Origin of the sequence: Stieleria sp., from assembly GCF_041595215.1 — a bacterium.
Taxonomy (GTDB): Bacteria; Planctomycetota; Planctomycetia; order Pirellulales; family Pirellulaceae; genus Stieleria; species Stieleria magnilauensis.
Genome location: NZ_JBFHKV010000094.1, coordinates 1 through 13,524, shown reverse-complemented (window position 1 = coordinate 13,524; position 13,524 = coordinate 1). Strand labels below are relative to the sequence as shown.

Sequence of the window (13,524 nt, the reverse complement as noted above, 5' to 3'; positions counted from 1 at the left end):
TAGAAAACTGCCACGACCACGTCGACAAGATCGTCGCCCATCTGTCGGGCCGACACATCGATTCCGCACCGCTGCAGTACCGCGATCAGATCATGACGCAACCGGAGAGTTAGCAGTTAGCAGCTGCGTAGGGCATGCTGTGCATGCCGTAGGTCACGCACAGCGTGACCTACGGGGCTGATCTCAATCGATGATCAGCCGTTTGGCGCGAGCCTACGGGCCCCACCCCAAGGAAACGACGCTTGACTTTGCGACCTTGGGCTCGCGTTCTACCGCGAAAGAATCCTTCACGGCATGCCCGTCGGTTGCTGTTACAATACAGGGCCGCGCTCCGATCGCTTCCCGCCCACGTTGATGCCATGCGCCCCATATTGATGCCTCTGCTGGCGTGTCTTTTCGCGATTCCCGCGGGTCCACCGGCCGCAGCAGACGAGGCATTTCTCGACTCGGTCGCCCCCGTCTTGGCTCGCCGTTGTCTGAGTTGTCACAACGATCAAAAGACCGGTGGCGGACTGTCGATGGTCGATCCGCAACGGTTGATCGACGACGGATACATCGAGGTTGCCGACGCGGGATCCAGCCACATCGTCGAGTTGATCTCGCCGAGCAACGGGCGGGCGGAGATGCCGAAGGATTCCGATCCCCTGTCGGCCGAAGAGATCACAGCGATTCGAAGCTGGATCGATGCCGGGGCGGTGTTGCCCGCAAACGTTCAGATCCAAGCCCCGGAAATCGCCGACCGAAAGTGGTGGTCGCTCGAGCCGATTGGTTCCGACATCGAAGGAGCGCTGCGAACGATCGTCGATGAACGGCTCGACGCGAAACTGGCCCAACAAAAACTGACTCCCTTGCCACCGGCGGATCCTGTTACCCTGATCCGGCGGGTCACCTATGACCTAAGCGGGTTACCTCCGACGCCCCAGCAGGTCGATGCCTTTGTCGCGCAGTCTCGCGACGATCCGGCGAAAGCCTGGCGGGATCTGGTCGACCGCTTGCTGGCGGCGCCCGAGTTTGGGGAAAAGTGGGGGCAACATTGGCTGGACATCGCACGCTACGCCGAAACGCATGGTTATGACAAAGACCAACCGCGAAACAACGCGTGGCCCTACCGTGATTACGTCATCAACAGTTTTAATTCGGACAAGCCGTTTGGACAGTTTGCTCGAGAGCAGATCGCCGGCGACGTGTTGGCCGATGACACGTCCGAAGGGATCGTGGCCACCGGATTTTTGTCTGCAGGCCCTTGGGATTTGATTGCACACGTGGAAGTCGGCGAAGGCAAGTTGGATGGCCGAATCGCCAAGCATCTTGACCGTGACGAGATGGCCGCGGCCGTGTTCAACGTGTTTCAAAGCACGACGATCCAGTGCGCGCAATGTCACAATCACAAGTTTGATCCGATCGAAAGCGAAGACTACTACCGCGTCCATGCCGTGTTCGCCGGGATCGACCGCGCGAATCGAGTCTATGCGGGGCTGACGGCCGAGCAGCAGCGACACAAGCGTGCGTTGCAACAAGAACGCGACGACACCACTCGCCAGCGTGATGAGGCGAAAAAGACATTTGAGCAGAAGGTGGCAAAACAAGCTGCCGCGATCGACCCACGACTGGATGCGTTGACGCAAAAGGCGAATCAATTCACGCCTCCGCCGCAACACGGGTTTCACAGCCAAATCGCCGCACGCGCCGACGTCGTCAAATGGGTCGAAGTGGATTTGGGAACGGCCAAGCCGATCGATCGAATCGAGCTGATCGCTTGCTTCGATGATTTCAACAACATCGGCGCCGGGTTCGGATTTCCGGTTCGATTCAAAGTCGACGTGACCGCGGAAGCGACACTGACCGATCAAAATTCCGTCACGATCGTTGACCAGACTGCCGACGACTTTACGAACCCCGAAGCGACTCCGGTCAACCTCGACGTCGGGGGCCAGGCGGTGCGAATCGTCCGTGTGACGGCGACCAAGCTCGCCGAGCGACGCAACGATTTTATTTTGGCTCTGGGCGAATTACGCGTGCTTTCACCGGGCGACGGCACCAACGTCGCGGTCGGAGCCGAAGTCCACGCGTCGGACTCGATTCCGCCCAACGCGCGCTGGTCACCCCGGTTTTTGGTCGATCAACGGTACCATCGACTTTCACTCGATGAAGCCGAGGCCAAGCAGTGGAAACAACTACGTGAGCAACGCCGCGCGATCGTTGCCGCGGCAACCACGCCCGAATACCAACGCCAAATCGAGCAATGGACCAGACGTCTGGCGGAGATCGAACAAGAACTAAAAGCGATTCCTGCTGGGCAGTTCGTCTACGCCGTGGCGACGGAGTTTCCGAAACAGGGCAAGTTTCTGCCAACCAACGGATCGGTGCGGGCGATCCACTTTCTCAATCGGGGTGATTTACAAGCACCCGGGGCTCGAATGCTTCCGGGGGCTCCGGAATTATGGCCCGGTGGTCCGTCACGGTTTGTCGATCGCGAGGATTACGATGAAGCGGAGGCACGCGTCGCGCTGGCACGCTATGTCACACGACGTGACAATCCCTTGATCTGGCGTTCGATCGCGAATCGGATCTGGCAATGGACGTTTGGCAAACCATTGGTCGGCACACCAAATGATTTCGGTCGGATGGGAATGTTGCCGACGCACCCGGAACTATTGGATCTGTTGGCCGCCCGCCTGCGTGATGACCCCGACCAATCGATCAAGTCAATCGTTCGCGAGTTGGTCTGCACGAACGCCTACCGGCGCGCCTCGTTTGCCGATGATTTTGAGGACATCACGCGAACGAATTTGACGATCGATGCGAGCAACGATGGGTTGTGGCGGTTCAATCGGCGTCGTCTGACGGCCGAAGAGTTTCGCGATTCGGTGCTGGCCGTCAGCGGCACGCTTCGCACGGGAGATCGGGGTGGGCCGAGCTTTCAAGATTTTGTCATCGAGCGACCACAGCACTCGCCCCACTATGAATACGATCTCCACGATCCGAACGACCCCGCATCCCATCGTCGCACGATCTATCGGTTCGTGGTGCGGTCCCAACCGCAGCCGATGTTGACGACCCTCGATTGCGCCGATCCGTCGATCAGCATCGCCCGCCGGGATGAATCGACCACCGCGCTGCAGGCACTCGCCCAGTGGAACAATCGGCTGATCGAAGCGATGGCGAAGCGTTTTGCCGATCGGTTGTCCGCCGAAACGACGACGGACGACGAAGCCGTCCGACTGGCATGTCGGCTGGCCTGGGGCCGGGACGCAAATGAAATCGAACGTGAACCACTGGCGACACTAATTGCCGAACATGGACCAGAGACACTTTGCCGAGTCGTTCTCAATGCGAGTGCGATGATGTATCTGGATTGATGGTTTCCCCATGCACCACCACAAAAACGGACCGACCATGAACGCTGCGACCATGCATCGCCGATCCCTCCTCCGTCAGGGGCTGGGTGGGCTGGCCGGGATCGCACTGGCGGACATGCTGCATCGCGAGGACGCGACGGCCGATGTAGTGCTGCATCATCCGCCCAAGGCCAAACGGGTCGTGCAGTTGTTCATGGCAGGTGCGGCCAGCCACGTGGACACGTTTGACTACAAACCGGTCTTGGAAAAACGCAACGGCGAGCCATGGGATCCCGGTGAAACCGTCGAGCTGTTTCAAAGCCAGCCCGGTGATTGCTTTGCCAGTCCTTGGAAATTCAAACCGTACGGCCAAAGCGGCAAGCAGCTCAGCGAAATCGTCGCGCCGCTCGGTGACGTCGTCGACGAGATCGCGTTCATTCACAATCTGGTCGGCAAAACCGGCGTGCACAGCCAGGGCACGCTGCTGCAGACCACGGGATTTAACTTGCCGGGATTCCCCAGCGCGGGCTCGTGGGTGTCCTATGGCTTGGGCAGCGAAAACGAGAATCTACCGACCTTCGTCGTGTTGCCCGATCATCGCGGGTTCGCGTCCAACGGCGCCAAAAACTGGGGCAACGCGTTCCTGTCGGCCAGCCATCAAGGAACGGTGCTGCGGCCCAGCGGCAAGACACCGATTACGGATTTGTTTCCACCGGACAGCGACTTTATCACGCCCGAGAGCGACCGGGCGGGGTTGCAGGCACTGAAACAACTCAACGCCGCCTATGCGGCGCGACGACCGAGTGACGACCGATTGGACGCCCGCGTCCGTTCCTACGAATTGGCCGCTGCGATGCAGCTTTCGGCCACCGACGCGCTCGACCTGGCCTCCGAACCGCAATACATCCGCGATCTGTACGGAATCGTCGACGAAGGTTCCCACGTCGATGACACGGAGATCAACCCGAAAGCCGAAACCGAGTTCTTTGGTCGCAAGTGCCTCGTCGCGCGGCGATTGCTCGAACGCGGAGTTCGATTCGTGCAGATTTGGAGCGGCAACGACAACGGATTTCCACGCCGAAACTGGGACAGCCACGAGAACGTCGCGCGCGATCATGGCCCGTTGGCACTGGGGATGTCGCGGGGAGCAGCGGCGTTGATCAAAGACCTGGCGCAGCGGGGGATGTTGGACGACACGTTGATTTTGTGGACCACCGAGTTCGGGCGGATGCCGTGTTCTCAAGGCAGCGAAGGCCGTGACCACAATCCCTTCGTGTTCACCAATTGGATGTGCGGCGGCGGCGTCGTGCCGGGGACGTTTGGGGAAAGTGACCAGTGGGGCTTTCGTCCCCGAGACCGTGAGAATGCGACGACGGTTTACGACATCAACGCCACGATGTTGCATTTGCTGGGCATAGATCACAAACAGCTGACGGTCCGGCACAACGGAATCGATCGACGTCTGACCGATGTCCACGGGCACGTGCTGCGCGACGTGGTGGGCGGTTGAACGTGGACGGCGAGCGCGTCGGGATCGACAGGCTGGAAGCCTATCCCACTTCTTTGATGCGGCTGCAATTTTCCGGGCTGACCATCGAAAAAAATGCCCACCGATGGCAGGGCGAACCCACGGATGAAAGGGTGCCAGTAAACCGTGGGGCTGCGCTGCTATCGGTGGTCTCATCGGTGACGCTGTAAAGCAATTAATTCCTCCGTTTGACGATGGGCAGGCCCCAGAGGCAAAACGGTGCTACTCCTGCGCCTTTTTCTGCTGATTGAGAAACTGGTACATGTTGAAGCGTTTGGGAAATGCCACCCCGGTTTCCGTGGCCCAGGTTTCCCACATTTGGATCATGTCCTTGCGGAGCACCGGCTTTTGCATTGACAGGTCATTGAGTTCATTGCGGTCTGTGGAGAAGTCATACAGTTCCCACGGTTTTTCGTATTCGCGGACGAGTTTCCATTTGCCCATGCGGACCGCCGCGTTGCCTTCGTGTTCCCAGAACATTGGGTCGAAGTGGATGTCTTGACGTGTACCGGCCAGCAGTGGCGCCAGCGACTGACCTTCGCACTGCGGGATCTCCTGGGGATAGGAGCCACCGGCCAGATCGATCACCGTGGTCATGAAGTCCTGCAAGTAGGCTCGTCGGTGCATCAGCGTTCCGCGGTCCTTCTCCGCGATACCTGCCGGCCAATGGGCGATCATCGGTGTACAGGCACCGCCTTCGTGCACGTAGTGTTTGTACTTTCGATAGGGCGTATTGCAGGCCCCGGCCCAGTGCAATCCGATGCGAACACCCGCGGTCGTTTCCAGCGGCGGATTCTTGACCATGGCTTCGTCGCCGACGCCAAAGTTGCCGCCTTCTTGACAGGCGCCGTTGTCGCTGAGCAAGAAGATCACGGTGTTGTCCAATTGGTCGATCGCTTTGAGGTGCCCGACCAGTTTGCCGATGTTTTGATCAATCGAATCGACGCAGCCGGCGTAGGCCGCCATGACGGCATCCAAGCGGTCGCGTTGTTTTTCATCCAGGCTGTCCCACGCCGGGCCGGGATGTTCGGCGGGCGTGGTGTCTTGTCGAAGCAGGCCGAGTTCGCGTTGACGCTCGTTTCGCGCCTTCATCATCGCACGCCAACCGTCTTTGTATTTGCCGCGGTACTTTTGGTAGTCGTCCCATTTGGCGTTCAGCGGCCAGTGGGGTGCGTTGTAGGCCAGGTAGAGAAAAAACGGTGCGTCGCCGGACTCGGTGGCGCCGTCGATGTATTCGATGGCTTTGTCGGTAAAGGTATCGGTGGCGTAGAAACCTTCGGGAACCTCGATCGCTTCGTTGCCTTCGGTCAATCCACGATCGCCGCCGGGTTTGAAGTAGTTGATCGCACCGCTGATGCATCCGTAATACTTGTCGAAACCTCGTTGCAGCGGCCAGCATTCTTTGCGATCGGCCCCCAGATGCCACTTGCCGGTCATCAGCGTGGTGTAGTCGGCCGATTTCAGCACTTCGGCCAGTGTCGTGCAGTTGTCGTTGAGATAGCCTTGGTAGGGTCCTTCAAAGCCGAGCGGTTGTCCGGGAGGTGCGGTCATGTGCCCGATGCCGACTTGGTGTGGTTGCAGCCCCGTGATCAAGCTCGCCCGCGTCGGACAGCATCGGCCTTGGTTGTAGAACTGGGTGAACCGCAATCCGCCGTCGGCCAGTGCGTCGATGTTGGGGGTGTCGATTTCGCCGCCGTAGCAGCCGAGGTCGGAGTATCCCATGTCGTCGACGAGGACGATGATGATGTTCGGCCGCGTCTTGGTCAGCCGGTTTCCGCCGGAGATCAATCCGGCGTCGACGGCGATTTGTTTCAAGTGTCCCGCGGCGATCTTGACGACTTCGCGGTCGTAGGTCATCAATCCGTTGATCTCGCCTTCGACGTCGGTCGTTTGGGTATAGACGGCACCGGCGACGCCGCGCTGTTTGAGGTCGGCCAGACGGCGGATCGATTCTTTGTAGCGTTCGATGTATTCCTGTTTGGTTTTCGGCAGCCCGCCGTAGCCCCAATTGCGATCGCTCTTGCGCCACAAATGACCGGCAACCGGCCAACCGTGGCCGCCGAATTCGCCCACGATTTTCACGAAGTCGTCATAGCGGTCGTCGTCGACGGGGAAGTTCGGGTGCGGATAAACATGCTCGTCGGCCATGTCACCGACGGCGAAGAAATTGCCTCCGCTGGCGATGTTGATGTGTCGCGTCGGATCGTAGTCGACGATCCATTGGCCGACTTCCATCGTTCGATGTTGACCCCATCGCTCGTTGAAGGGCACCCAAGTCACGATGGACGGATGATTGTAAAGGTGATCGACCATCCCCTTCAGTTCGGTCATGAATTGCTGGTGAGCCCAGTCGGGCCAGGTCGCGTCGAGCGGGTCGCCGGATTTCCACGATCGGGGCAAGTTCGCTTTTTCGTGATTCCGATCCAAACGTTGCCACTTCGGCCATTCACCCGATTCGAATCCCGCACCGCCTTCGACCTGGTCCTGCCAGACGAGCATGCCGGCCCGATCGCAGTGGTAGTAGTACCGCCGCGGCTCGACCTTGATGTGCTTGCGGATCATGTTGAAACCGGCCCGTTGCAAAAAATCGATTTCGAATCGAATGGCTTCGTCGGACGGGGGCGTCAGCAATCCGCCCGGCCACCAGCCTTGATCGAGGGGACCCCAATGGAAGATCTCTTCGCCGTTGAGCGTCAGACGCAGGTCGCCGTTGGCGTCACGTTGTTTCCCCACCGTTCGCAGACCGACGTAGGATCCGACCGATTCGATCACTCGTCCCGCGTCGTCGAGCAGATCGATCTGCAAGTCGTACAGAAACGGCGATTCGGGCGACCAGAGCTTGGCGTCGTCGATCGAGAGCTGAACTTCGCCGTTGTCCGATGTTGATTGCGCAACCTGTTTCTTCTTGTCTTTTGCGACAACGCGAATCGATTTTGAATCGCCCCGCGTGTTGGCTTGCACGACCACGTTCCCACCGGCATCGCCGGTGACTTTCAAGTCGACGATGTGCGACGCGGCGACCGGTTCGATCCAAACGGTTTGCCAGATGCCGGAAACCGGCGTGTAGAAGATGCCGCGGTTCTCGACCTTTTGCTTGCCACGCAATTGGTACGTTCCCGCCGCATCGGTTGCGTCGACGACTTTGACGATGAGTTCATTTTGTGTGTCTTGCAGGCCGTCTTCCACCAGGAACGAAAACGGCAGGTTTCCGCCGACGTGTTCGCCCAATGATCGACCGTTCAGCCAGACGTTGCAACGATAGTCGACGGCTTCGAAGTGAACCCGAAACGGAGTGGTCTGGTCGCCGGGAAGGACATCGGACCGGTCAAAGGTGGTTCGGTACCAGAGTGTTTCGTCGGCCTTGAGTCGTCGGCCGACACCGGACAAGGGCGATTCGATGGCGAACGGGACGAGGATCTTTCCCGTCCACTGGTTCGGTTGTTCGGCGTCGCTGTTGCTGATGGCGTAGTCCCACAACCCGTTCAGATTGGTCCACTGAGAACGTGTCATTTGCGGACGCGGGTACTGGGCCCAAACGTTGTCCGGTGTGATCTGTTTCGCCCAGCGACTGCTCATCGCGTCTTTGACGGGCAACCAATCGGGCGACGCAGGGTCGGATTGAGCCGTCAAGGACGAGGAACAAACGAGCATCATCGCAACTGCGGCGAGTGCCGACGACACCGATTTCAAACAGCAAAACACGGGGGAATCTCCGGGGGAAAGGTTTTCAGCTATGCCAGCGGGAAGTGTCAGCGAGCGTCGGGGGATCAACGTGTCAACGACACACGCCACTGGCTGACGCCACGTGCTGGGATTGATCCATTTTCTCGCGTATCGCGACGGGTGCTCTCGGGGGCGTCGTCTTTCAATTCTTCTTTCTCTTCTTTTTGGAGCCCGGCTTTGGCATCGCCCCGACGTCGTGGGCCCACTTGCGCCATTGTGCGGCCAGTGTCTTGACTTCCGCGGGGGACTCCGCTGCCAGATCGGTTTGCTCGGTGCGATCCGACTTCAGATCAAACAGTTCCCAAGGGCCGCGAATGCTGGCACGAACCAGTTTGCGGTCACCGACACGGATCGCCGCGTTGCCTTCATGTTCCCAGTACAACGTCCGTTTGGCGAACGCGCCGTCACCGGTCAGCAAGGGTCTCAGGCTTTGTCCCCGCATCGATTTGATCGCCTGGCCGTTGAACTCGGTCGGGTAGCTGGCTTCGCCCAGATCCACGCACGTCGCCATGATGTCGATCAGATGAGTGGGCGTGGCGACCCAGCCGTCCGCGCCGGGTTGGGGATCGATCTGCGCGGGCCAGTGGGCGATCAATGGCGACGCCGTGCCGCCTTCGTGGTTGTAGTGTTTGTACTTGCGGAACGGTGTATTGTTTAAGTGTGCCCAGCACTTGCCGACGAAGACGTCCGAATGCGGGTCGCCGGGATGATCTCCGTTGTACCTGCCCTTGATGCCGGCTTCGGCGTTGCCACCGTTGTCGGATAAAAACAGGATCAACGTGTTGTCCAATTGTGATCGTTCGCGGAGCGCATCGACGAGCTTGCCGATGTTCTTGTCGACTTCTTCGATCATGGCGGCGTAGATCGCCATCATGTCGTCATAACGTTTTTGTTCAGCCGGTGTCAGTGAGTCCCAGGCGGGGATTTCTTCGGGGCGGGGTTCCAGTTTCCACTGTTGTTCGATCAACCCGGATTCGAGTTGGCGGGCGTAACGCTGTTCACGGAGCTTGTCCCAGCCTTGCATGTACTTGCCTCGGTACTTGGCGATCGTTGCTTCCGGTGCCATGCAGGGGAAGTGTGGTGCGACATGGGCCAGGTACCAAAAAAAAGGCTTCTTCGCCGCAATCGCTTCATCGACAAATCGAAGTCCCTGCTCGGTCCATAGATCGCTTCCGTACCAGGGCGGATTGAATTGAGGATCGTCGCGGGCGATCTCTTCACCGTTGAGAAACATCTTGGTGCCGCCCTTGGAACCGGTCTGGTTGGAGAAATGCAATCCGCCGGCGGGCAGGTTTAAACTGCGATCGAATCCACGTCCCCAGGGCGTGACACCGTGATTGAAGCCGACGTGCCACTTGCCGGTCATCGCGGTGAAGTAACCGGCATCACGCATGACTTCGGCGATCGTCACGCAATGATCGTTCAAATGACCGCGATAGCCCGGCGTTCCCTGGTCGGTGGTCATCCAGCCCACGCCGGTTTCGTGCGCGTACAGGCCGGTCAGCAACGTCGCACGCGTGGGGCAACAACGACCGGTGTTGTAGAACTGCGAAAACCGAACACCTCCGGCGGCCAACGCATCCAAGTGCGGCGTCGGAATCTCGCTTCCGTAAGGTCCAATATCCGAGAACCCCATGTCATCGACCATGATGACCACGATGTTCGGTCGCTCGGCTTGGGTCACCGATACGAAGCAGAGCAGCGTGAGAACGAACAGGTGCGTCAAGCGGCGATGGCGAAGACTTTGTGGCATGGTTCGGTCGTTGGAGGGAATTGATTGAACGCACCGATGGCAGAACGTACCCGCGAACGCCATCCAGGACAGGATCATCGACGTTCCATGTTAGACCAGTCCGGAACGCCAAGGGCCCGAAATTCCATGTGTTTGGAACATCATGAAAGAGTTTGACGCAGGATCATAAGAGCGGGATCGGCTCACTTCGTCGGTTCCGCCGCTCCGTGGTGATGGTGGTGATCGATGTGGTCGGGCAACCGGTAGCCGCCGGACTGGACATAGGCGTGCAGATCGAGGATTTCGTCTTTGGTCAACACGTCCAGCAATCCTGCGGGCATCGGTGACACCTTGGACGCCGAGCGGATTTCGACGTCGCGTTTGCGGACTTCGGTCAACGAGTTGGGCGTGAGCAGATTAGTGGCCACCTGGAACGTCGTCTCGTCTTCGCTGGCGACGACGCCGGTGACGATGCGTCCGTCCGTCAGCAGAAACCGTGACGTTTGATAGTCTTCGTGGATCTTGGACGAGGGCTCGATGATTTGCCGCAGCAATTCGACGCCCTTGAGTTTCTTCACGGACTCTTCCAGTTTGGGGCCCAGGTCCACACCGTGGCCAGCGACGACATGGCATTGATTGCAGTTGGCTTTGACGAACGCCATCATCCCGCGCGAGCGAGCTTGGGGGTCGTCCAGGCGAGCCGCGTTGTCGAAGTCGGCAAAGTCATCCATCGTCCATTGCTTGATGATCTTGGGCTTGCTGCCGGCCAACAGTCGCTCGGCACTGGCGGCGTCCTCGGCGACGACCAGCACCCCGTTCATCACCACCCAGTGCCCTGGGAAGGTGCAAACATAGGGATAGATTCCCGGCTCGGTCGGCGCGTGAAATCGCAACACATCGACCAACGACGAACGGGTCGGTCCGATCATCGGGGTGGCGTGCAGAATCAGATCGCTCTTTTCACGCGGGATGAAATCCGATTTGGCGTTGCGCGGGTCTTTGGCCATTTCGTTGGCCGCCATCCCGACTTCCGCCAGCGCCCCCGGTTTAACGATCACCAGGTTGTGGTCGGTCGCATCGGGGTTGGTGAACACGATCTTGACGGGCTGTCCCGGTGTGGCCGTGATGCGGGTCACAGAGAACAACATCTTTTCCGGGATGGCGGAAATGTGGACGACGTTGACGTTCTTCTGGGAATCGAACTGTGCGTCGGTGGCTCCCGGTGTGGGCTCTTTGATCGTGCTGTCCTTGGCAGCTTGTCTGAGACGCTGCGCGATGCCCCAGCGATCGTCGTTTTCCCAGTGCGGGCGCAGTGTTCTGGAACCCAGGGCGCAGGTGATCGCGTATTGCAGGTGCCCGTCGCGGGGGTGGTTGAACACATCCAGGACCGCTTCCAATGCCGCTTGGGTGCCGACATAGGTTGCCGCGATCACGGCTTGCATGCGGACGATGCCGTTGGCGTCGTTGGCACTGCGGTTGAGCCGTTCGATGGCGTCGTCCATGTAGGGATGCCAATAACGCAGCTGTTTGGTGGCCGCGGCGCGGGCATGCGAATCGTCGCAGGACAGCAATTGCCGCAGTGTGGCGGTCGCGAGGGCAAGGCTGGGCAGGTGATCGGTCCGTTCACCCGAACCTGTTGGAACCTGTGACGGACGTGGGGATGCAACGTTTCCGATCGGCGGGTTGATGCTGTCGGGCAGGTCGACCAAGCCGATCGTTCGGTAGGTCCAAATCGCTTCGATCTGGTGGTGCCGAAAGCGCGGGTCGGATGAATCAAGGTTCACGAGAAAGTCGTCGAGCTTGCGCAGCACTTCGTCGCGGTCACGTTCACGCAGCTCACGTTTGGCCCAATCGCGGACGCGGTACTCGGGTCGCTTGAGCAATTGCAGCAACTCGCCGACCGATGCGTCCGCGATTGTTGGAGGTTCTTGTAGCGGGATCCCCTTGGCGGTGATCCTCCAGATCCGTCCGGAATCTCGGTCGCGGCGTGGATCGCGGAGCGAATACTGCGCGTGGCCTTTGATCGGGTTGTACCAGTCGCAGACATACAGCGCGCCACGTGGTCCCCATTGCAAGTCGACGGGGATGAAGCTCAGGTTCTTGCTGAACAACAGGTCTCCGACGTATTCCTCGTTGTACCCGAATTCGCCTTCGACCCATTTGTGAATCTCGACGCGGTTGGTCGGTTTGTAGCGGACCTTGATGAACCCGCCTTGCAATTCGGCAGGGAACGTCGGGAAGTCGATCATGTGGTGACCGCACACGCCCGAGTAGGCTTGCAGCCCCGTCGGTTTGGGGTGTTGCGCGGGGTAGGGCGGGTCGAGTGAATGAAAGGCTTCGGCGTAGACGGGGTGACTGGCCATGTGTTGCCCCCAGTCGTCGAAGGTCACGCCCCAGGGGTTGGTGCTGTGGTAGCTTCCGAATCCGACCAGTCGCTGCGTCCGGGGCTGAAATCGAAACCAGCCGCTGTTCTGTTGTCGGACTGGTCCGTACGGCGTCTCGACTTGCGAATGATGAAAGATCGATTCGCGAAAAATCAGGTCTCCGTCGGGCGTCCAGGTGAAATCGTGCAACGAATGGTGTGAGTCTTCGGTTCCAAAACCCGTCAACACGACTTCGTGCACGTCGGCTCGGTCATCGCCGTCGGTATCTTTTAAGAAACTCAGGTTGGGTTGCTCGGACACATAGACGCCGCCGTCACCGAACTCGAACGACAGCGGCACGTGCAGATCATCGGCGAAAACGGTTGACTTGTCGGCCCGGCCGTCCCCGTCGCTGTCTTCCAAGATGACCAGTTTGTCGTTGGGTTCCTTGCCGGGATAGACGTGCGGGTACGTCGTCGAACAACTGACCCATAGGCGACCGCGGGAATCCCAACGCATTTGGATCGGGTTGGCGATCTCGGGGAATTGTTCTTCACCGGCGAACAAGTTGACTTCAAATCGCGGGTCCATCTGAAACGCCTGTTGTTCGTCGGCGGCAGTCATCCAAACATTCGCCCCGCGACTTTGTTTGGTTTCCGGCATCGGGGGCAAGTTGCTGTCATCGATTTCGGTCGACCGAGTCTTTCCGGCAGCGAGGTCCCAGATCTTCGCGTCACGATTGGCGGTCATCAAATCAAAATTTCGCATCGCCGGCAGAAAGTCCAGATAGCCGTACGCCTTGCTGCGTCCGCCGGTGTAGTAGAACGTGTTGAGCGGTCG

At 59.3% G+C, this 13,524-nt stretch carries 5 protein-coding genes; 2 read left to right on the top strand and 3 right to left on the bottom strand.

All coding sequences use genetic code 11. The annotated features are described in order from the left end of the window. The first annotated feature begins 374 nt into the window (after positions 1-374). Together ABX749_RS05960 and ABX749_RS05955 are read left to right on the top strand one after the other, a co-directional pair. Positions 375-3,359: a DUF1549 and DUF1553 domain-containing protein gene (locus tag ABX749_RS05960; protein ID WP_372895172.1), complete on the top strand. Its 2,985-nt coding sequence runs from the start codon at positions 375-377 to the stop codon at positions 3,357-3,359. A 37-nt stretch (positions 3,360-3,396) separates the two neighbouring features. Next, complete coding sequence (locus ABX749_RS05955; protein ID WP_372895171.1) at positions 3,397-4,848, top strand: DUF1501 domain-containing protein; 1,452 nt, start codon at positions 3,397-3,399, stop codon at positions 4,846-4,848. Positions 4,849-5,088: 240 nt separating this feature from the next. Here the strand turns inward: ABX749_RS05955 and ABX749_RS05950 are convergent, their stop codons facing one another. The 3 genes from ABX749_RS05950 to ABX749_RS05940 form a co-directional block, all read right to left on the bottom strand. Next, a complete protein-coding gene (locus ABX749_RS05950) occupies positions 5,089-8,568 on the bottom strand; it encodes a sulfatase-like hydrolase/transferase (protein ID WP_372895170.1) in 3,480 nt (1,159 codons plus the stop codon). A 163-nt stretch (positions 8,569-8,731) separates the two neighbouring features. Further along, entirely contained in the window at positions 8,732-10,342 is a 1,611-nt protein-coding gene (locus tag ABX749_RS05945; protein WP_372895169.1) for an arylsulfatase, read from the bottom strand. Between the two features lie 182 nt (positions 10,343-10,524). After that, positions 10,525-13,524 (bottom strand): PVC-type heme-binding CxxCH protein (locus ABX749_RS05940; protein ID WP_372895168.1); only part of this gene is annotated, 3,000 nt, incomplete at its 5' end.